Source organism: Virgibacillus xinjiangensis (assembly GCF_042643145.1).
GTDB classification, from domain to species: Bacteria; Bacillota; Bacilli; order Bacillales; family Amphibacillaceae; genus Virgibacillus_O; species Virgibacillus_O xinjiangensis.
Map to the genome: position 1 here is coordinate 221,328 of NZ_JBHRSA010000004.1, position 19,246 is coordinate 240,573.

Below are 19,246 nucleotides of genomic sequence, written 5' to 3' on the forward strand. Positions count from 1 at the left end.
GTTTACATCCCTGCTATTCTGCCTTCTTTCGTATTGTTTTCCATGCAAAGGGAATCACTCCCAGCCATCTGTTTATATAAAAAGGATGTCCCTGTTGGTCCTTTTCTTTCTTTTTCTTCCTCTCAGCCGGGGGCTGATCCATATATTGTACAAGCTGCTGAGTGACAAATTTAACATAATCATTACCTGACAATCTCATCACCTCCCGTCGCTTTGTATTATATCTTTTCCTTACTATATCTAGTTTATTCCAAATTTATTTAATAAAAAGCAAGAAAAATAAAGGAGTCTCTTTTTTTTTGTCGAATAATAAACGATGAGAGGAGGTGAACATTACCTTGAATCACGCTGCCACTCTATCCGATCAATTGCTCCATTCCGCTGTAGAAGCTCAAGCTTCGGATATTCACTTCTACCCGTTCTCCAACCACACGAATATTTATTTCAGGATTTTGGGAGAACGCTTGTACTATAAAAAACTCCCCAATTCCCAATACCATCTATTGCTGACGTATTACAAATTCACCGCTGGAATGGATATCGGAGAAACAAGAAAGCCGCAAGATGGAGCAGTTGTCCATAACGACTCAGGAACCCCCTATTCTCTTCGTCTGTCCACCCTACCGGTCAATCAAATGGAAAGCTTAGCCATCCGGATTCTCCCCCAGCATGATAAACTTCCGTTGGAGCAATTGTTTCTTTTCCCCCATCAATTGGCAAAAATTAAAAGTTGGCTCACCAATCGTGCAGGCATCATTTTGTTCACAGGCCCGACAGGCAGCGGCAAAACGACCACCCTTTACGCCCTCTTGCAAACCATCCTTAAAGAAAATTCCTACCAGACCATCACCTTGGAAGACCCAATTGAAAAGGATATTGATGATATCCTCCAAGTGCAAATCAATGAAAAAGCCGGAATTACCTATCAGACAGGTCTAAAAGCAGCCCTGCGCCATGACCCGGATATTCTGATGATCGGAGAAATACGCGATCAGCAGACGGCTTCCTTTGCATTCGAAGCGTCTTTGACAGGTCACTTGGTACTCAGTACACTGCATGCCAAAGATGCAGTCGGCACACTCCAGCGATTAATGGAAATGGGATTGTCTTCTGTCGATTTGCAGCAATCTCTTATTGCTGTTGCCGCCTTGGAACTGCTGCCGCTTCGTTTAAAAGAAAGCGTGAATCGGAGAGCTGCTATAATGGAACTTTTAGATGGCAGACCACTTGAAAAGATACTCAATGGGGAGGAAAAAAGTAAATCCCCTACCTTCCAATCATTTGATTCCTTAAGAAAGAAGGCCTTTGCCTATGGGTTTCTGCCACAGAACACTTTCCAAAAGAAATAATCGGAGTTTGTCGGACGTACAACAACTGCGCTTCCTGGATCGCTTGAGCCGGCTATTGTCGACAGGCTATCCGATAGTTAAAGCACTTGAAGCCGTTAAGTGGGATGAAGAGCTGAAGTCTACTGCAGACATAATTATCCATTCGTTAAAAAACGGGAAGCCATTAGATCGAGCTTTTGAAGATGCAGACTTCCATACATCCATCATTTCCTACTTATATTTCATCCGAGCAAACGGTGATATACTGGGAAGTATTTCAAAATGCGCCAAAATGTTTGAAGACAGGCTTAAACACCGGAAAAAAATAAAGGAGATTATTCGCTATCCCCTTGTACTCCTCGTTATATTTTCCATTCTGTTATACTTCCTTAAAGCCTCCGTGCTTCCTTCTTTCACCAACCTTTTTCATACCAACTCTGAGGCTTCCGCAGCAAGTGTTCACCTCTCCCTTCTTATCATAGATATATCAACCACGTTTCTCGTCGTTTTTATCATCATTCTTGCCTTTACAGCCGTATTAGGACGTTATCTTAAGAGGTTTGTGCATATTGAAAAGCAAATTAAATGGTATACGTTGATTCCTTTCTATCGATCTTTTTTGAAAATGCATACTTCCTTATTGTTCGCTACCCACTTTGGGATGATGTTGAAAACGGGCATGCCTTTCAGCAAAATCTTAACCTATATGGCAAATCAAGAAAAACTGCCTATCATCGCGCATTACTCCTCATTAATGGAAGGAGAAATGAAGAAAGGCCTTCCCATCTATTCATTACTTACGCAAATGTCCTTATTGGATAGACAGTTGACCTCCATTTTCAGAAAAAATGCAGATATGCAGGAGTTGGAAAAAGACTTGATTGTATACGCTGAAATGATATTGGAGGAATTGGAGAGAAAGACCGTTAAAGCAATAACCTTGATTCAGCCAATGTTCTTTATCATCTTGGCAGGCGTCATTGTATTCATTTACATTACTCTGATGTGGCCGATGTACCAAATGATTCAATCCATTTAAGGAGGAATAATTTATGTTGAAAAGTAATAAAGGTTTTACATTAATTGAGATGCTCATCGTGTTGACCATCATCTCTGTATTGATTATTCTGATCGTCCCTAATCTGAGTACCCGAAGTGAGAGCGTTCATGATACAGGTTGCGAAGCACTTGTATCTGTTGTCGAGTCACAGGTTGCACTTTATCATTTGGAAAATGGGGATTACCCGGAAACTCTTGCTGCTTTGGCTGCAGATGACTATATTACGGAAGACCAGACGACATGTTCAAATGGACAGGATTTAAATTATACCAATACAGACGGCAGTGTAAGTGTACCAACCGCAATTGAATAAGGGTTTCACCCTATTGGAACTGCAAATTTCTCTTGGTATCATCGCAATCCTCCTCTTTCTCTCCGTTCCCGTTTCCCTGTCCCTTCTGGAACAGCAGCGGGAGAAAGAGTTTCTGGAAACTTTTGAACATGATGTGCTTTATATCCAACATCTTGCATCTTCCACACTGAATAATGTACGTATTACTTTTCAAAGCGACAAATATACTATTTTCTATGAATCGAAAGCAATAGAAGTGAGAGAGTATCCGCCTGGAGTACGTATGGCTCCCAGTTCCTTCAGGTATCTTTCTTTTACGAAAACAGGCTCTATACGCCAAGCTGGACAGATCTTGATCACTACTCCAAGCCATCATTATTCAGCAGTATTTCCACCCGGGAAAGGAAGGTTCCATCTTGTTGAATACTAGAGGTTTCACCTTCATTGAAAGTTTGGTGGCATTTACCATCCTGATGACGACAGTAACCACCGTATTTCCGATAATAGCCCTTGTATCCACCGAACAGGCAATCCTAAGTGATCGTCGGGATATCTCCTTGCGTCTGCACGATGAACTACAGTTATATATCAGGCAAGACGACCGTCCACTGCCTGCTGAGTATACGAAATCCCATTCTGTTCGTGACGTTACGTATTCTTTTTTCATGGATGCCGGATTTATCAAAGGATGTGCTGAATGGAAAAATGCAAAACATAAAGAAGAAATTTATTGTATCTATGGCATTAAGGAAAAATGAAGATGGGTTTACTTTCATTAATCTGTTTTTTGCACTGAGCCTCCTTGCAATAAGTCTCCCTTTCGTAAGTTATTTGATTTTATATCCCCAACCAAAAGACAATCTAGAAGAAATATCTATCCAGCAGTTCTTCCGTTTTGTCCGCAATGACCTGATCCAATCGGTCGGTTTTGAACTCACTACCGACTCTATGCAGTTAGAACTCCCTGACCATTCCACGGCTACCATTGAGATATATCAAAATAGTATACGAAGACGGGTAGATGGCAGAGGACACGAAATTTACTTGAGAAACATTAAACATGTGGAGTTTTTAGAGTTAAACCACGGTATTCGAATAACCGTCACTTCCCTTAAAGGTGATAAATATGAAAAGACTCTTATATTTTATGAATAAGAAAGAACATGGCTTTTTCCTGCCGTATGTACTGGTGATTATTCTAGTGGTTTTGTCCGGTGTGGCTTCAAGTATACATGCATATAAAAATACCATTGATATTAGCAGGAATCATCTAGAGGAAATCAAGATTGAGACATTATTTCAAATGGGTAGAGCAAAAGTAGAAAAAGATCTAGACACCCAAGAAGAGGTGCCGCGTCTCGCAATGTACGATTTCCCAGATGGAAACGTCGTCATCGATATTTTTCCTATGGACCCGGATACGTTATTGCTGCATTTTTTGATAACTACTGACTATTCGCAAACAGAGTTGACTAACTACATGAAGTTCCAACACCAATGAACAGACATTTATACCTATTTTGCAAGGTTAAATTCTTTGTCTTCAGTAACATTCGTTTACAACTATTAATTACTCGTATATAATAACAATGATAAGGTTATCAAAAGGAGGGGGAAAAGCATGGATCGGATGTTTCGTGTGCTTGCCTTTTGGACAGGTATTTTCACTGTTATGTTCTATGTAGGTGATATGACGACAACTGCTTTATTGTTCCTTGTTCAAACGGCATTTTTCCTTACATTGAGCTACTTAAGATTATCTGAACGCATGTATATGTATATGTTCGGTGCTTACTGTACAGTATTTTTCGTCGGCTTTACATGGTATTCGGAATTTATACTTGTACCTGGGTTCGGACATTAAAAGCCAAAAAAACCCTATCCGTATATGGATAGGGTTTTTTTGTTATCGCGTAGAAACGAAGGGGTTCTCCCTTTTCTCTTCTCCAATGGCCGTAGTAGGTCCATGGCCGGGGTATATTGTACATTCTTCTGCGAGCTGATATAGCTTTTCCCTAATGCTTTTCTCCAACTCTTGGAAATCTCCCCCAGGCAAATCTGTTCTTCCTATACCACGTTGAAAAAGAACATCTCCACTAAAAACGCGGTCTTGCTCCCTGAAAACGAAACTTACACTTCCCGGTGAGTGACCGGGTGTATGTAAGACTTCAAATGAAAAACTGCCAATATTCATCCTACCCGGCTTTATGGTATGCTCGGCAACTGAAGTAGCAACTTCATTGTCTGTAAACAGGAGAGAGCCATTAAGCTTAGGGTCTTCCAGCCAATCAGCCTCTTTCTCATGAAGATATACATCTATCTGGTAATGCTTTCGCAGCTCTCCGACGGCGCCAATATGGTCGAAATGAGCATGTGTCAACAATATGGCAGCAGGCTTCAACTGTTGGTGTTCCATAAATTCAATGACTCTATGAGCATCACCGCCCGGATCGATCACTAGTGCTTCCTTCCCCTCCTGTAAAATATAACAGTTAGTCCCTAATGGGCCCAGCTGCATAGCATGTATTTCCATCATAACCCTCCTATAATTATAATTATCTCCTACTAGGTATCCAATGGATAAAACCATGGTTATACCTCGACAAAAATCATACAATAATATAAAATAAGAGATATAATCGTCTGATTACATAATAATACAACTGAATTTCCTTTACCAAGGATAACTTTTAGGAATTGTATAAGGAGGAAATGACATGATGCATTCTGTATTGGCAATTTTATTTTTATTGGTGGCTCTCTTAGCTGTTGTATCCGTAATCCGTCAGTTGAAATTTAAGAACTTGTTTGCTCTTGGATTCTCTGCGGTTACTGCACTGGCATTTGGTTTCTTTGCGATAGCCACCCTCATCTCGGAAATATCAGGATCTTAAACAGCAGTAGAAATAAACAGAAGGCTGACGTATTATACAAGTCAGCCTTTTGTGTACCATAACGCAAAAAAACTGCCCTACACTTAGGGCAGTTTTTTTATTATTCATCTTCTTCTTCAAACTCAATAAACCGGAATAAGTCTCCATAAACAAGATTGTCGGAATAAGCCAATTCTTTTTCCACTTTTTCCTGGATAGGAGCACAAGGACCGTCTGCAGCAGCTGACGAATCTACAGCATGATCTTCATTCGTATTCTCCGTCTCTGCTTCAAGCTTCTCGCCAGTTTCCCTGTCATAACATATGCCAGCGGTAGAAATATATTCTTCGCTCACAAAGTCGCCGTTCCTTAAAGCTACATAGCCTTTTCTGTTATCAGAGAACAGGTCATTGCCAAAACGGATTTCATTTTCATCCTCTTCAATTCCCAACAGACTCATCATCGTTGGTTTCATATCAATCTGTCCAGAAACTTCGGAAATCACCTCTCCCTTCCCGTGACCTGGAATGTGTATAAATAATGGAACTCGTTGCAGCTGTACCTGGTCATACGGTGTGATAGTATCCTTGTCCAAGTATTGTGCCATTGCTTTGTTATGGTTGGCACTGATGCCGATATGGTCCCCCATTATCACAATGACAGAATCCTCATACAGGCCTGTTTCTTTCAAGTGTCCGAAGAAATCCTCGATTGCTTCATCCATATATCGGACAGCCGGGAAGAATTTATTCAACGTATTGGAATTGGAATCATATGGCTCCAACGTAGTTTCATCCTCCGGCATATCAAATGGAAAGTGGTTTGTCAGTGTTATGAACTTGGAATAGAATGGTTGTTCCATCGATTCCAGATACTTCATGGACTGCTCAAAGAATGGCTTATCCAGCAATCCCCAACCAAAGGAGTTTTCCTCCGTCACTTCATAGGATTCCTCCCCGTAGAAGTGGTCAAATTCCATACTGTTGTACATCTGCTCCCTGTTCCAGAAGCTTTTATTGTTTGCGTGGAGAACCGATGAGGTGTACCCTTTTTCTTCAAGAATCCCTGGAAGTGCATGGTACTCATTGCCGCCGTGAGTGAAGAATACTGCTCCTCTTGAGAGAGGATGCAAGGAATTCTCTACCAGGAATTCTGAATCGGAAGTGTTTCCCTGTCCAGTCTGCTCATAGAAATTCTCAAAGTAGTACGTATCTTTATCATCTATCAAACTATTTAGGAAAGGAGTAATTTCTTCCCCATGAAGCGTATTGCCAATGACAAATTCCTGAAGCGATTCTGCATTGATATATATTACATTCTTACCTTCCGCAGCGCCGAACATTTCAGATTTGCCTTCCTCTACTTTCACATTCTTATCAATGAATTCTTGTATTTCCGGAAGTTCATTACCGTCTGCAAATACTCGTTGGGACTCCGTCTTGGATTGTACGATAATATCGTAAATGTGAAAGTTGAATAGACCGATGTTTTTCACCAGGTACTCTCGGTCGAAACCTCGTGTGAACAACTGAGGTCTTTCCATTTCTGCCAAGAAGAAATTCCCGGCCAGCAGAACCAAGGACATGGCCATGGCGAAAACCTTTCCGCTCCGTGCGTAATGTACGCTCATATTTTTCTCATACTTTTTACTCAGATACCAGATAAGGACGACATCCGCGAAAAGCAGGACATCGTATGGCATGATCAGCGTGAAAATACTTGAACCGAGATCTGCCATGTTGCTTCCCATAAACAGTTGAGGTATCGTGATGAAATCTGTAAATTGTCGGTAGAAGACTACATTCGCAAAGACAATCAAACTTGCCGCCAGAGCACCATAACGGATGAATTTCATCTGACGCGATTGTTTATTGAACCAAACGCTGATGGCAAAAAATAAAAATGCCGTTACAAAAGGATTAATCAGCAGGATGAACTCCTGCATTGAATTTTCTAGGCCGATATTAAATACAAAGCGGTATACAATATAACTTTTCAAGCCGAACAACAGCGCCGCGATAATATACAGCGGGACGCTGGGTCGTTTCCATTCCATATAAGTTCCTCCTTCAAAATGTTCCCATTTCTTTCCCTTATGCTCTTATTGTTATTAACCAGTTAATTAATTGATGCCGTTTTTAGTGCTGTTCCTTTCTACTTCTCGCAGACCCTTTAATAATTTCCCTACCAGGAAGCAGTTGAAACCATCTATATTAAGTTTAATAGAATAAGATTCTTATTGAGAATTAAGACTTAATATATCATCAGACAGGATTATTATCAAATTCAGCATCCAGGAGTCTCTGCTTCACAAGAAATGCCCCTCCTATGATGCCTGCATCATTTCCGAGTTCAGCTTGCTTGATTTCGCATATATCGCTGACCCTTTTTAAAGCATAACCATGGAAAGCATGTGCAATTTCATCAATCAGCATGTCTCCCGCTTTGGATACACCGCCGCCGATCAACACTTTGGAAGGATTAATAACAGTCCCCATATTTGAAATGAGCCTACCAAGTATTTCTGCATTCTTTTTAATGATACGGATACTTGGCGTATCACCTTCGGCAGCCAGATCGGCAATATCCTTGGCCGAAATGCTTCCCTTCTGTTTCTGCAGTTTTGCAAGTTTTCCTTCCGGATATTGACGAGCCTGCTCTACTGCCTGCCGGACCATACCGGTGGCAGACACGATAGTCTCCAGGCAGCCTCTCCGGCCGCAATTGCACAGATGGCCTTCCGGATCGATGGTGAAATGGCCAATCTCTCCTGCCATTCCGTTCTCACCGTCCACAATATCTCCATTTGCAATAATGCCGCCGCCGACTCCTGTCCCCAACGTAATGGCAATAACATTTTGAGCCTGGTTGCCGGCACCCTTCCAATTTTCTCCCAAGACGGCGATATTGGCGTCATTTTGAACAAAGACCGGAAGATTGGACATTTCCTTTAATTGCCCAGCCAAATCCAAATCCTTCCAACCGATATTCACTGCCTCAAATACAAAGCCAGTGTCTCCATCGATGAAACCAGGAGCACCTACGCCCAGTCCCAAAATGTCGTCCCGAACCTTTCCTATACTCGCCAACTTGGTGACTATGGATTCCCATATATCCTTAACTATATGCTTCCCTTGGTCGGATGTATCTGTTGGGATCTCCCATTTTTCCATGATTTCACCAGCTTGACTGATTAACCCAATTTTAATGGTGGTTCCTCCGATATCAATCCCTGCAATATACTTACTCATCAGATACACCCCTTTGATTCGTTTCCTTTATAGATGTTATTTCTCGCTTGATTATCAGTTTCGCCTGCAAATACTCCATGTTTGAAATAAACAGCCAATGGTGCAGTTCATCCAGTTCCATCTCCATCAGTTGAAGATCTCCCAATCGATTGCCTGTGTAAATGAATGCTCCATATTTTCGTAATAGCTTTTGTACTTCCAGGATTGTTTCCACTTCTGCACCAAACCCCATTATATCAAATTAAAATCAAATAAGGAATAAAATATTATAGCATTAAAAATCCAGACCGTCCATTAACGGTCTGGATCTTTTGGGTTTAAGAAATCTGGCCTCTTGCTCTGTAACGGAATTGGAGTTCTTACGAAAATATCCCTGAATGCTCTGTAAGAAAATGGCAGGAACGGCCAAAAATAGGCAACACGAAATGTCTCCATACGGGTAATATATAGAATCCAAAATGTTATAGCTGCCACATAGCCTACCAGGCCGAAAGCTGCAGCTGCGAGCAGAAGGAAAATACGCACCAACCGGTTAGCGAGGCTCATCTCATAACTAGGGGTTGCGTAGGATCCTATCGCAGCCAATGCTAGGTACAGGACAACTTCATTGGAGAACCAGCCGACTTCCACCGAAATCTGTCCAATCATGATAGCTGCCACCAATCCAAGTGCTGTGGCCAATGAAGATGGCGTATGGATCGCAGCCATCCTCAGCATATCAATACCTATTTCGGCTATCAGAAACTGCAAAAGCAAAGGGATGACGCCCATTTCATTTGGACCAATAAATTCCATTCCTGATGGTAGAAGAGTGGGGTTCACAGAAAATAAATAATAGAGAGGCAGAATGAATATTGCTGCCAACACAGCAAAGAAACGGACAAAACGCAAATAGGCACCGACAAGCGGCTTCTGCCGGTATTCCTCCGCATGCTGTAGATGATGCCAATAAGTTGCCGGAGTAATCATCACACTGGGAGAACCATCAATCATAACCAACACATGGCCCTCGTATAAGTGTGCAGACGCTGTATCCGGCCTTTCCGTATAACGCACAGTTGGATAAGGATTCCAGTGGCGTCCGCTGATATACTCTTCAATCGTTTTCTCAGCCATCGGCAACCCGTCTGTATCAATTTGCTTAAGTGTATCTTTAAGCTCTTCTACCCGTTGTTCGTCTGCGATATCAGACAGGTAGCATATACAGATATCGGTCAAGGACCTCCGCCCGATTTGCATGTATTCCATGCGGAGGGAACGGTCCCGAACCCTGCGCCTTACCAGGGATGTATTGAAGACGATAGTCTCTACAAAACCATCTCTCGATCCTCTGACGACTCTTTCTAAATCGGGCTCGGCCACCGACCGTACCGGATAGGTACGGGCATCAATCATAATGACTTTGTCCAAACCTTCAATGACAAGAGCCGCAGGACCCCCAAGAACAAGATCCGCTGCTTGATTTAAATCGTCGCTTTGATCTATTTCTATATAAGGAAGATATGTCCTTAAAAGCTTGGTCAATGGATCAGGGTCAATCTCTTCAGGTTCCAGTTGAGCCAGAAATTTCATCAAAAGATGCAGAATATCATCCTTGGCAAATCCATCTATGACAAATAAAGCCATTTTTCTGCCGGCATATTCAAGATCCAGCTGAATAATATCGAAGCTTTTGTCTACTGCCAAGCGCTCTTTCATATAATTTACATTTTTGTGGAAAGAACCGAAAAGTTCTTGTGTTTCCTTCTCCATATACTCACCCGTCACTCTTTAAAAGTTATGGAATTAGTTTGAGCCTGCTTGCAGTTATTTATGCACTTCTTACCTGTCCCCCACACTCTCTTTACTCCTCATCCCTATCCCCTGTAAGACGATTGTACAATTTGGCGAAATCTTCGTTTTCAGGGCGTTGGTCATACGCTTCCTCTGCCAACTTCTCTGCCTCTTCCATTCTTCCCTCTTTCACGTAGATCAGCGCCAGGTTATAGAATGCTTCAGGCACAGGCTCTTCGGCTTCGATACTCTCCTCCAAATCCTTCTTCGCCAGATCAATCTTTCCTTTCTCCATATAAGCGTATGAACGTTGAAACAAAAGAAGATGATCAAGTTCCCCATCCAGTTCCAATGCATTGGTTGCCGCTTCAATAACGGTTTCATAATCATTTGCAGCCAATGCCTCCTCTAATTTTAATAGATGGTATGACTGGCTTTCCAGGTTATGTTCTGTCCCGTAGATGCCTAAGCCGACAGCCATGAAGAGGTAAGTAGACATTGCAAGGACTTGAATAAGCATTTTTCTTTCTTTTGGCAAGTAGACAATTGCTGCAGCGATAAAACCGGCAATCAACCCACCCATATGAGCACCATTGTCTATCTGAGGCACGGCCAAACCAAAGACAATATTTATTCCGACCAGAATGACAATATTCATGCCTATTGTCTGAAAAAAAACCTTTTTATGAGGTACTCCAAAGAACAATAATGCTCCAAATAAGCCGAAAAGCGCCCCAGAAGCCCCTGCTGAAACATTTACTGTAAAGGCAAAGCTCGCCAAACCGCCACCAATACCGGCCAGCATATAAATAGCCAAAAAACGACTGTTGCCGTAAATTCTCTCCGTCAATGATCCAATGTAATACATGGCCAACATATTCATGAATAGATGAAGAAAACCGATATGCAGGAACATGGAAGTGAGGATTCTCCACCACTCTCCATCTATGACAGCTGGATTATATTTTGCTCCGTATTTTATTAAATCATTGATGGACGTGCTGTCACCATAAAATTCTACCACCAAAAAGCAGGAAATATTTAGGAGTAATAATAGGTAGGTGAATATCGGTGTGCCATACGAAAATAATTCATCCACTTTCCTTCGATTTCTATCCAACTCTTTCATCAAGAAATGTAGATAAAATTGAGATCTGGATTCTTTCTCCCTCAAAGAAAATGGCTCGTCATCACTTATAGACTTTACACCAATGGCTCTCTGCAACCTGGACTCCTCTTCTCCCCCTCCTGCCGGGTTTATATTGTAAGCAAACATATCCAACAAACGCCGCCTGCCCTTGAGCATTACAGGACGATTCATTTCTTCCCAGTCATCAACCGGAGAATATGTACTGATATAGACATGATGTATTTTTACGTGTTTTCCTGGGAAGGTTCGTTTCATTTGAATCATTTGGCCGGCCGTTTCTTCCATGTCTTTCATCAGTTGATTTTTCCAGCCGAAACCTTTAAGACTCAAACGTATTATATTGGATGTCCCGTCTGCTGACTTTTCCATCCATACCTCTTCTCTCTCTCCATCCATATACAAAACATCATACTGTTTCTTTGTAAGCAGATGATATGCCGTACGATACATGTAATATCTTTCGTCCAGCAACACGGCATCCCTCCCCTCTTATTATCATACCAAATAAACCATCTACAGGATTATTGGAGCTTAAAAAAAGAAGCTGCTATCCACAGCTCCTCTAGTCATACTACTTACTTTTAATTGGGGCGAAACAGCCCGGAAATCATTTTTTCCTTCAAGCCGGGAATATTCATTGATAGGGAAACAGCCACCTTACGCAAAATACCTACCGCAAGAATGGTGTTCAATATACGGTAACGCCACCTGAATAACATTGTCAAGGCTGCTGCTGTGCTAATAATAAAGATAATGACCCTCATAAGTAAACACCCTTTTCTGCTCGATCATATCCTTATTTTTCGCGGACCATTATAAAATATACCCACAGATCAACAGTTCAACCAGTCGAAATGATTCCATTCTCTGTGACAAGATATTGAACAGGAATGTCATAGGGTTCATTAGGCAGATGATCGACCAATTGCTCAGCATTCAGAATGGAGATGGTCAAGTTAGGAAAACCATTCAAGAATCGATCATAATAACCCCCACCAAAACCGATTCGATAACCATTTCTATCGAATAGCAGTCCAGGAACGACCAATAATTCAAGAAACTCCTTTTCCAATTTCTCTGTTTCCTCGGGGTTGGGCTCAAGCAACCCATGAGCTCCCCGCTCCAATTGATGATAATAATCCAAGCGCAAAAATTCCATCGACCGCTTGGCAGGTATACATTTAGGAACCCCGACTATCTTTCCAGCTTCCCATGCCGATTCAATAATCGGCCTAGTATTCCATTCAAATCCACTGGAGACAGTTATGCCGACAGTAGCAGCCTTCCTCCAGAAAGAAGAATTAATGAGCCATTCTGCCAACTTCTGCTCCGTATATTTCTTTTGTTCGTCAGAGACTTTTTTCAGCATGTCCACTGCTTCCTGCCGCAAGATATGTTTATTCATTACATCACCACCTTCCGTGGTCTCCATGTAAAAATAAAACTCTCATCAATTAAATGATAAGAGTTTTATTGTGTCACTTTATTTAGTTTCACGATGCAAAGTGTGTTTTTTCAAACGTGGACAATATTTCATAAGCTCAATACGCCCAGGATTCGTACGTTTATTTTTCGTCGTAATGTAATTGCGGTCTCCTGTTTCGGTACAAGCTAGTGTAATGTTTACGCGCATGGTTTTCCCTCCCGACTTTAAAAAATTGCTTCCTAATGAGCGAATTTTTCATTTCAGACTTAATTATAATATCAGATGTTTGGACAACTATCAAGGTGTTCGTGTAAAAAGTTGGTGTTTCCTCTCGGTACCTTCTATGATATAACTAGTAATGTACAAAACTAAAACATCATAGAGAATGATAGGAGGAATACGATGTTATATGCAGCCATCGCGATCATTGCAGTTGCCGTGGTTCTATTCGTGCTGTCTTTTTTCTTGAATGACCGTTTCAAGGAAATGGAAAGCCAACTGGAGCAGCTCACTCTCACCACCATGCAGGATAATTACCAGTTAAAGAAAAAAGTGAAGATACTGGAGGGAGAATTGCTTACCCAGGACTTAGGCAACGAATCACAGGATAAAAAACCATCATAAGTTCAAAGACAGGGAGATGAACATGAAACAGCCAATACAAGCATTTGCCATCGGTTTATTTGTGGCAGGAGTCTTGATGCTGGCAGGAAATTATGTATATCCTGCGCCTCAGGACACTGTCAATTCAGCCTCCATTGAGGAATTGATTAAAATAGTGGAAGATGAAGGGTATCATGTACTCACCGAATCCGAATACATAACCTATTCAGTACAAAAAGATGCACACGGACAAAGCGCTGAAGCTACTGACAATCAGAGCGAACCGGGGAAGAATGATGGATCAACAGATCAGCCGGATACCAATGATAAAACAGAAGAATCCTCGGAACCGGAGAAAGATGACAAAAATACAGGAGAACCGATTACACTGGCCATTGAACCAGGGATGGCTTCTTCCGATGTCAGTTTCATGCTTGAAAAAGAAGGAATTGTAGAAGATTCCAAGGAATTCAATACATACCTGAACAAGCATGACTTCAGCCCTTATATCCAAATTGGAGACGTTGAAGTGTCGAGCAATATGAGTTTCTATGAAATTGCTGTTAAAATAACGCAATGAACAAAGCCCTCCGCGACCGCCGGAGGGCTTTATTCATGCGAAGCAGCAATTATTCCCCTGCTTCCTCATCCCTTTTCTCTTTCAAGTCAAAATACGTATCTAAAATACGCTCTCCTATCATATGGTTGATCGGATGCTGATTACTAGTGTCGCCGGTTTTCGGTACAACCACCGCAAAAGCCACTTCTGGCTCATCATAAGGTGCATATCCAACCAAACTCAGATTTTCCGTGTAGATTTGTTTACCATCTTCGTAAAATTCATATTCAGCTGTTCCAGTTTTCCCAGCCGGCTGATAACTCTTATCAGCAAAATAGCTATATCCAGTCCCTCCAGGAGACTGAAATACTTGACGGAACCCTTCCTGTACTCGGTCGATGTAACTATCATTCATTTCTATCCGGTTGAGCACCTCTGTATTGATGCTTTTATACAGCGGACCCACTTCCTCCATAGAAGGAATCGGTTCCCGAACTTCCTTGGCAAAATGAGGTCTAACACGGTAACCATCATTTGCTATGGTAGAAACATATTGTGCCAGCTGCATGGTTGTATAAGTATCATACTGTCCGATGGCATTGTCCATAAAAATACCAGGTCTGCTGGTGTTTTCCCCTTTGAGCCCTGTCGATTCATATGGGTAATCTACACCGGTTTCTGTTCCCAGGCCGAACTGTCGGAAGTAATTCCTTATTTCTTGCCAAGCATTGAGGTCAAATGAAGCCCCTGAACCATTCGGGAATGGATAGCGGTACTCGCCGCCCATTCGGAGGGCAATATAAAACATATACACATTGGAAGACCTGCGAAGTGCTCCGATATCGTCGAGTGTTCCTAGATTATTGGACCACGACCCTTTCGGAGCACCAGTTCCTATTTTGATGGGAGAATCATGGATATATTCCCCGGGACTGATCACCCCTGAATCCAATCCAGCTAGCACAGTGGCACCTTTGACAACAGAACCGGGAACATGGGAGTCATACAAAGTCTTATGTGCTGTATTTACAAATTCATTATCCTCCCTGTCATATGACTGCCCAGATACAGCAAGCAATTCACCTGTTTGGGGATCGATTACGACCGCCAAGGCATCCTCCATATGACGATTGGCTGTTGGATGTTTTTGAATAGCGGTGAGCAATTCCTCCTGGAGGATTTTATCTACTTCTTTTTGGAATTCCATATCGATCGTAAGGACTAGGTCTTTGCCTCGTTGCCCCTCTACCACCGTTTCCGTATCGATCAACCGTCCGCTTTTATCGGTCGTATATTGTATCTGTTCCTTGCGGCCACGGAGCACATCTTCATACTGCTCCTCCAAACCGCTTCTGCCAACCCGGTCGTTTCTGCTGTAGCCCCGTGTCATATAATATTCTTCATCTTCTGCCGGGATACCCTGCTGTTGGGTGGTGATCGACCCAAGCAGTGACTGAAAAGTATCTCCATATGGATATTCTCTGTCCCAATCAGTCGTAGCATTGATTCCTGGAAGCTTGTCCAGATTCTCGGCTACCTTCGCATATTCTTCTGCAGTAACATCTTTATTTTTTACAATCTGCGGTGTCAGAGAATAGGCTTTATCCAGCTCTTTCTTTATGGCTATTACTTCTTTCTCCTGTTTGGAGAAATTGCTGATCTCTTCTTCTGTGATTTCTTCTAAAACCGCATTGTAGTACTCTGCATTGCTCATGTCTACTGCTTCTTCATCCGATACTCGGCTTTCTGCTTCTTCCTTATGTTTCAAATACCAATACTCTTTTTTATTTCGCTCCGTCAATAATCCGGTGTCCATACTGATCAACTCTGCAAGTGATTCCGCAACCTCGAGGCGTTCATCCGCCTGTGTACCTTTGGGAGGTGTATAAGTGATTGAATAGACGGGTTCATTGTCGACCACCACATTCTGATTACGGTCAAAAATTTTCCCCCGGGGAACGGGTATCTTCGTTGTATCCTGGATGGTCCGGTCAATCTCCTCCTGGAACTCTTCCCCATTCAATATCTGTACAACACCGAGCTGAAGTATCAGTACCGAGAACAACAAAAACACAATAAAAAACAGTATATTCAATCGGACGGGAAGCTGTGATTTTTTCCTCTTTTTCTCTCTGACCATAATTCCTCCCCCATACGAAAATTCATGATGCTCCATCTAACATTATACCATGTACAGCATCATTTTTAATATGGTCAGCGATTTTTTTCATCTGTCATCTGGTCTTTGACCGGGACCTCTTTTTTATTAGGAGTGGTCAAATAAATATCTTTTACGAACAGATAAACAAAGAGATGTCCTGTACCGAAAATGATCAATAAGACAGGGATTACTTGATCCGCAGTAAAAAGAGAGACACTGATCAGAAAAACAACGATGGAAATTACCCTCCCCAAATTCATGAATAATTCGCGGACAACAATATATTCCACTCGAAGCTCCTTGGCCTTCCATCCCTTTCCAATGACATCATACGTCATGGAAGCATAAGGAACATTGATGATGGGGTAGGCAATCCCGATAAACACGGCGTATAGCAGGAGAAGGAGATAGTTGATATGGAACAGAATGATGAAGATGGAAAAGTACAGAATGACAGCCCCAGTCAATATTGCTTTCTTTCTCAGATGGGGTTTGATGAATTTGGTGGCTACAAAATAAAAAACCAATGACAGCCCGGATAAAAAGAGATTGAAGGTACCTAATGCAAATTCACTCTGTGTGACCACATACACCCAAATGGAAATCACAAAGAGAAAGATCCCTTCCCTGAGTCCTTGGGCAATATGTGCATGCAAAATTCGCTTCCAATTCTTATTATGCTTCCTTTCTTCAAGGATCCGGCGGAAGTGGAAGCTGCCCTCTGCTCTTCTGCGGGCCAAAAAGAAACTGGACGCAACAGCAAGGATGAACAAGGCGAATGAAATTGCGAAAATGGTCGTATAGCCCAGATTCTCGGGCAGTTTAGCTATGATGGTCCCAGCCAAAATCGGACCGATCATCCCTCCAAAAGATTGCAGGACGCCAAGGAATCCATTGAAGAAATCTCTTGTTTCAGGCTCGGTAATCTCGAAGGTGAGCACATTAAATGCAAGCCAGTAGAAGCCATAGCCGATTCCAAGCAAACTACCCAGCATAAAATTAAATGTGGAAGCATTCTCTCCTATAATAAGAACACTTAAGAAAAACAGAGATAAAAATATAACTCCCAGCCGGAGGACAATTACTCTGTCCACCTTCTTCGCCATTTTTCCTGCAAGGATGAACGTAGCAGGCTGGAACAAAACAATACCGAGATTATACATAGCGATGGTGATATAATCACCAGATTGCTTCCAAAGATAAATATTGACAAAAGTGTTCGACAGAAAAATCCCGAGCGAGTAAAGACCGCCAATTAATAGGAGAAGCAGCAGATCTCTAGTGATATCCATTTTTTCGTGAAGGAAATTAAGTTTCTTTTGCATGGCTGAATACTCCTTTTTGTTACTAATAGTGTTGGCAAATGAGTATCAGATATGCAAAAGCTATTTAGACAAACAAAAACACGGGCATATGCCCGTGTTTATCATTATTTTGCTTCGTTATAATTCTTTTCCACTTGTTCCCAGTTTACAACATTCCAGAAAGCTGAAATGTATTCAGGACGCTTGTTTTGGTATTTGAGGTAGTATGCATGCTCCCATACATCCAAACCTAGGATTGGAGTTTTTCCTTCCATTACCGGGGTATCTTGGTTTGGAGTACTTGTAACTTCCAACTCCCCGTTATTTACGACCAGCCATGCCCAGCCGGAACCGAAGCGGCCTGCTGCTGCATTACCGAATTCTTCTTTGAATTTGTCGAAGCTGCCAAATTTGGAGTTTATTTTCTCAGCTAGCTCACCGGATGGCTCGCCGCCGCCGTTCGGGGATAGAACTTTCCAGAACAGGCTGTGGTTAGCATGTCCGCCGCCGTTATTGCGGACAGCTGTACGAGCACTCTCAGGCACTGCATCCAAGTTGCTCAGCAGATCTTCCAGAGATTTTTCCTGCAGGTCGGAATGTCCTTCCAAAGCAGCATTTAACTTAGTCACATAAGTATTATGATGCTTTGTGTGGTGAATATTCATGGTTTCTTTGTCAATTGTTGGTTCCAATGCATCATATGCATACGGTAGTTCCGGTAATTCGAATTGTGCCATAATAAGTTCCTCCTCTAATCGATTTATAAAGGATTGAAAATTCACCCTTTAATTTAAAGATTATCAGAGGTGCATGACGGATGCAAATCATATGCATGTTTTATCTAAACCTGTCAGCAAAGCACAAAAAAAGAAAGCATCTGCTTTCTTTTAAAATGATGGCTCGGGACGGAATCGAACCGCCGACACACGGATTTTCAGTCCGTTGCTCTACCGACTGAGCTACCGAGCCGATTATGTAGTGGAGGAGGAAGAGGGATTCGAACCCCCGCGGGCTTTGACACCCCTGTCGGTTTTCAAGACCGATCCCTTCAGCCAGACTTGGGTATTCCTCCGAAACAATATGGTGGACCCTGCAGGACTCGAACCTGCGACCGATCGGTTATGAGCCGATAGCTCTGACCAACTGAGCTAAGGGTCCTTCAAGTAATGGGGCGACCGGTGGGAATCGAACCCACGAATGCCGGAGCCACAATCCGGTGCGTTAACCACTTCGCCACGACCGCCATATTACATACAAATGATAATTGGTAGCGGCGGAGGGGATCGAACCCCCGACCTCACGGGTATGAACCGTACGCTCTCGCCAGCTGAGCTACACCGCCACATGGCTCCACAGGCAGGATTCGAACCTGCGACCGATCGGTTAACAGCCGATAGCTCTACCACTGAGCTACTGTGGATCAATAAGAAATTAAAATGTGTGATTAACAGCACAAGAATTAATTT

The 19,246-nt window shown here is 42.3% G+C and carries 23 protein-coding genes and 6 tRNA genes; 11 read left to right on the plus strand and 18 right to left on the minus strand.

The window, feature by feature from the left end; translation table 11 throughout:
* Nucleotides 1-13 precede the first annotated feature (13 nt).
* A complete protein-coding gene (locus ACFOGI_RS02125; RefSeq protein ID WP_390267700.1) occupies nucleotides 14-193 on the minus strand; it encodes a YqzE family protein in 180 nt (59 codons plus the stop codon).
* A 145-nt stretch (nucleotides 194-338) separates the two neighbouring features.
* Here ACFOGI_RS02125 and comGA point away from each other — a divergent pair, with 145 nt between their 5' ends.
* The 8 genes from comGA to ACFOGI_RS02165 all read left to right on the plus strand — a co-directional run bounded on the left by comGA (nucleotide 339) and on the right by ACFOGI_RS02165 (nucleotide 4,544).
* On the plus strand, nucleotides 339-1,349 hold the full coding sequence (comGA, locus tag ACFOGI_RS02130) for a competence type IV pilus ATPase ComGA (RefSeq protein WP_390267703.1): 1,011 nt from the start codon (nucleotides 339-341) through the stop codon (nucleotides 1,347-1,349).
* A gap of 7 nt (nucleotides 1,350-1,356) precedes the next feature.
* The gene (gene comGB / locus ACFOGI_RS02135; RefSeq protein ID WP_390267706.1) at nucleotides 1,357-2,367 is read left to right on the plus strand and encodes a competence type IV pilus assembly protein ComGB; all 1,011 of its coding nucleotides are present in this window, start codon (nucleotides 1,357-1,359) and stop codon (nucleotides 2,365-2,367) included.
* A 13-nt stretch (nucleotides 2,368-2,380) separates the two neighbouring features.
* Entirely contained in the window at nucleotides 2,381-2,701 is a 321-nt protein-coding gene (comGC, locus tag ACFOGI_RS02140; protein WP_390267709.1) for a competence type IV pilus major pilin ComGC, read from the plus strand.
* Nucleotides 2,679-3,110 carry a competence type IV pilus minor pilin ComGD gene (gene comGD, locus ACFOGI_RS02145; RefSeq protein ID WP_390267712.1) on the plus strand — a complete coding sequence of 144 codons (432 nt, stop codon included), beginning with the start codon at nucleotides 2,679-2,681 and terminating at the stop codon, nucleotides 3,108-3,110. The genes comGC and comGD overlap by 23 nt, the downstream gene beginning before the upstream one ends.
* On the plus strand, nucleotides 3,097-3,438 hold the full coding sequence (locus ACFOGI_RS02150; protein ID WP_390267715.1) for a type II secretion system protein: 342 nt from the start codon (nucleotides 3,097-3,099) through the stop codon (nucleotides 3,436-3,438). The genes comGD and ACFOGI_RS02150 overlap by 14 nt, the downstream gene beginning before the upstream one ends.
* On the plus strand, nucleotides 3,419-3,835 hold the full coding sequence (locus tag ACFOGI_RS02155; RefSeq protein ID WP_390268064.1) for a competence type IV pilus minor pilin ComGF: 417 nt from the start codon (nucleotides 3,419-3,421) through the stop codon (nucleotides 3,833-3,835). The genes ACFOGI_RS02150 and ACFOGI_RS02155 overlap by 20 nt, the downstream gene beginning before the upstream one ends.
* The gene (locus ACFOGI_RS02160) at nucleotides 3,807-4,181 is read left to right on the plus strand and encodes a hypothetical protein (RefSeq protein ID WP_390267718.1); all 375 of its coding nucleotides are present in this window, start codon (nucleotides 3,807-3,809) and stop codon (nucleotides 4,179-4,181) included. Before ACFOGI_RS02155 ends, ACFOGI_RS02160 begins: the two co-directional genes overlap by 29 nt.
* 120 nt (nucleotides 4,182-4,301) lie before the next feature.
* On the plus strand, nucleotides 4,302-4,544 hold the full coding sequence (locus tag ACFOGI_RS02165) for a DUF2626 domain-containing protein (protein WP_390267721.1): 243 nt from the start codon (nucleotides 4,302-4,304) through the stop codon (nucleotides 4,542-4,544).
* A gap of 42 nt (nucleotides 4,545-4,586) precedes the next feature.
* Here the strand turns inward: ACFOGI_RS02165 and ACFOGI_RS02170 are convergent, their stop codons facing one another.
* Complete coding sequence (locus ACFOGI_RS02170) at nucleotides 4,587-5,213, minus strand: MBL fold metallo-hydrolase (RefSeq protein ID WP_390267724.1); 627 nt, start codon at nucleotides 5,211-5,213, stop codon at nucleotides 4,587-4,589.
* A 184-nt stretch (nucleotides 5,214-5,397) separates the two neighbouring features.
* On the opposite strand from ACFOGI_RS02170, the gene ACFOGI_RS02175 reads away from it, so the two are divergent.
* Nucleotides 5,398-5,574, plus strand: coding sequence for a DUF2759 family protein (locus ACFOGI_RS02175; protein ID WP_390267727.1), 177 nt, complete (start codon nucleotides 5,398-5,400; stop codon nucleotides 5,572-5,574).
* A gap of 100 nt (nucleotides 5,575-5,674) precedes the next feature.
* Here ACFOGI_RS02175 and ACFOGI_RS02180 read toward each other — a convergent pair whose 3' ends face one another.
* From ACFOGI_RS02180 to rpmG, 7 genes are all read right to left on the minus strand, one after another.
* A complete protein-coding gene (locus ACFOGI_RS02180; RefSeq protein ID WP_390267730.1) occupies nucleotides 5,675-7,609 on the minus strand; it encodes an LTA synthase family protein in 1,935 nt (644 codons plus the stop codon).
* Nucleotides 7,610-7,817: 208 nt separating this feature from the next.
* Nucleotides 7,818-8,804: an ROK family glucokinase gene (locus tag ACFOGI_RS02185; protein WP_390267733.1), complete on the minus strand. Its 987-nt coding sequence runs from the start codon at nucleotides 8,802-8,804 to the stop codon at nucleotides 7,818-7,820.
* Nucleotides 8,797-9,018: a YqgQ family protein gene (locus tag ACFOGI_RS02190; RefSeq protein WP_390267736.1), complete on the minus strand. Its 222-nt coding sequence runs from the start codon at nucleotides 9,016-9,018 to the stop codon at nucleotides 8,797-8,799. The genes ACFOGI_RS02185 and ACFOGI_RS02190 overlap by 8 nt, the downstream gene beginning before the upstream one ends.
* Before the next feature lie 80 nt (nucleotides 9,019-9,098).
* Nucleotides 9,099-10,556 (minus strand): spore germination protein, encoded by a 1,458-nt coding sequence (locus ACFOGI_RS02195; RefSeq protein ID WP_390267739.1) that lies wholly within the window; start codon nucleotides 10,554-10,556, stop codon nucleotides 9,099-9,101.
* Between the two features lie 91 nt (nucleotides 10,557-10,647).
* Nucleotides 10,648-12,198 (minus strand): rhomboid family intramembrane serine protease, encoded by a 1,551-nt coding sequence (locus tag ACFOGI_RS02200; protein WP_390267742.1) that lies wholly within the window; start codon nucleotides 12,196-12,198, stop codon nucleotides 10,648-10,650.
* A gap of 370 nt (nucleotides 12,199-12,568) precedes the next feature.
* A complete protein-coding gene (locus tag ACFOGI_RS02205; RefSeq protein WP_390267745.1) occupies nucleotides 12,569-13,132 on the minus strand; it encodes a 5-formyltetrahydrofolate cyclo-ligase in 564 nt (187 codons plus the stop codon).
* Between the two features lie 78 nt (nucleotides 13,133-13,210).
* Nucleotides 13,211-13,360: a 50S ribosomal protein L33 gene (gene rpmG, locus ACFOGI_RS02210; protein WP_390267748.1), complete on the minus strand. Its 150-nt coding sequence runs from the start codon at nucleotides 13,358-13,360 to the stop codon at nucleotides 13,211-13,213.
* Between the two features lie 195 nt (nucleotides 13,361-13,555).
* Between rpmG and ACFOGI_RS02215 the strand changes: the two genes are divergently transcribed.
* Nucleotides 13,556-13,777 carry a hypothetical protein gene (locus ACFOGI_RS02215; RefSeq protein WP_390267751.1) on the plus strand — a complete coding sequence of 74 codons (222 nt, stop codon included), beginning with the start codon at nucleotides 13,556-13,558 and terminating at the stop codon, nucleotides 13,775-13,777.
* 22 nt (nucleotides 13,778-13,799) lie between these two features.
* Nucleotides 13,800-14,336 carry a hypothetical protein gene (locus tag ACFOGI_RS02220; protein WP_390267754.1) on the plus strand — a complete coding sequence of 179 codons (537 nt, stop codon included), beginning with the start codon at nucleotides 13,800-13,802 and terminating at the stop codon, nucleotides 14,334-14,336.
* 49 nt (nucleotides 14,337-14,385) lie between these two features.
* Here the strand turns inward: ACFOGI_RS02220 and ACFOGI_RS02225 are convergent, their stop codons facing one another.
* From ACFOGI_RS02225 to ACFOGI_RS02265, 9 genes are all read right to left on the minus strand, one after another.
* A complete protein-coding gene (locus tag ACFOGI_RS02225; RefSeq protein WP_390267757.1) occupies nucleotides 14,386-16,455 on the minus strand; it encodes a peptidoglycan D,D-transpeptidase FtsI family protein in 2,070 nt (689 codons plus the stop codon).
* A 74-nt stretch (nucleotides 16,456-16,529) separates the two neighbouring features.
* The gene (locus ACFOGI_RS02230; RefSeq protein WP_390267760.1) at nucleotides 16,530-17,801 is read right to left on the minus strand and encodes an MFS transporter; all 1,272 of its coding nucleotides are present in this window, start codon (nucleotides 17,799-17,801) and stop codon (nucleotides 16,530-16,532) included.
* A gap of 104 nt (nucleotides 17,802-17,905) precedes the next feature.
* A complete protein-coding gene (locus tag ACFOGI_RS02235) occupies nucleotides 17,906-18,517 on the minus strand; it encodes a superoxide dismutase (protein ID WP_390267763.1) in 612 nt (203 codons plus the stop codon).
* A 159-nt stretch (nucleotides 18,518-18,676) separates the two neighbouring features.
* Nucleotides 18,677-18,749: transfer RNA gene (locus tag ACFOGI_RS02240), tRNA-Phe, on the minus strand.
* A 10-nt stretch (nucleotides 18,750-18,759) separates the two neighbouring features.
* Nucleotides 18,760-18,852 (minus strand) — tRNA-Ser (locus ACFOGI_RS02245).
* 9 nt (nucleotides 18,853-18,861) lie between these two features.
* Nucleotides 18,862-18,938, minus strand: a tRNA-Ile gene (locus ACFOGI_RS02250).
* A 9-nt stretch (nucleotides 18,939-18,947) separates the two neighbouring features.
* A tRNA-His gene (locus ACFOGI_RS02255) sits at nucleotides 18,948-19,023 on the minus strand.
* A gap of 22 nt (nucleotides 19,024-19,045) precedes the next feature.
* A tRNA-Met gene (locus ACFOGI_RS02260) sits at nucleotides 19,046-19,122 on the minus strand.
* A 3-nt stretch (nucleotides 19,123-19,125) separates the two neighbouring features.
* Nucleotides 19,126-19,200 (minus strand) — tRNA-Asn (locus ACFOGI_RS02265).
* Between the last annotated feature and the right edge of the window lie 46 nt (nucleotides 19,201-19,246).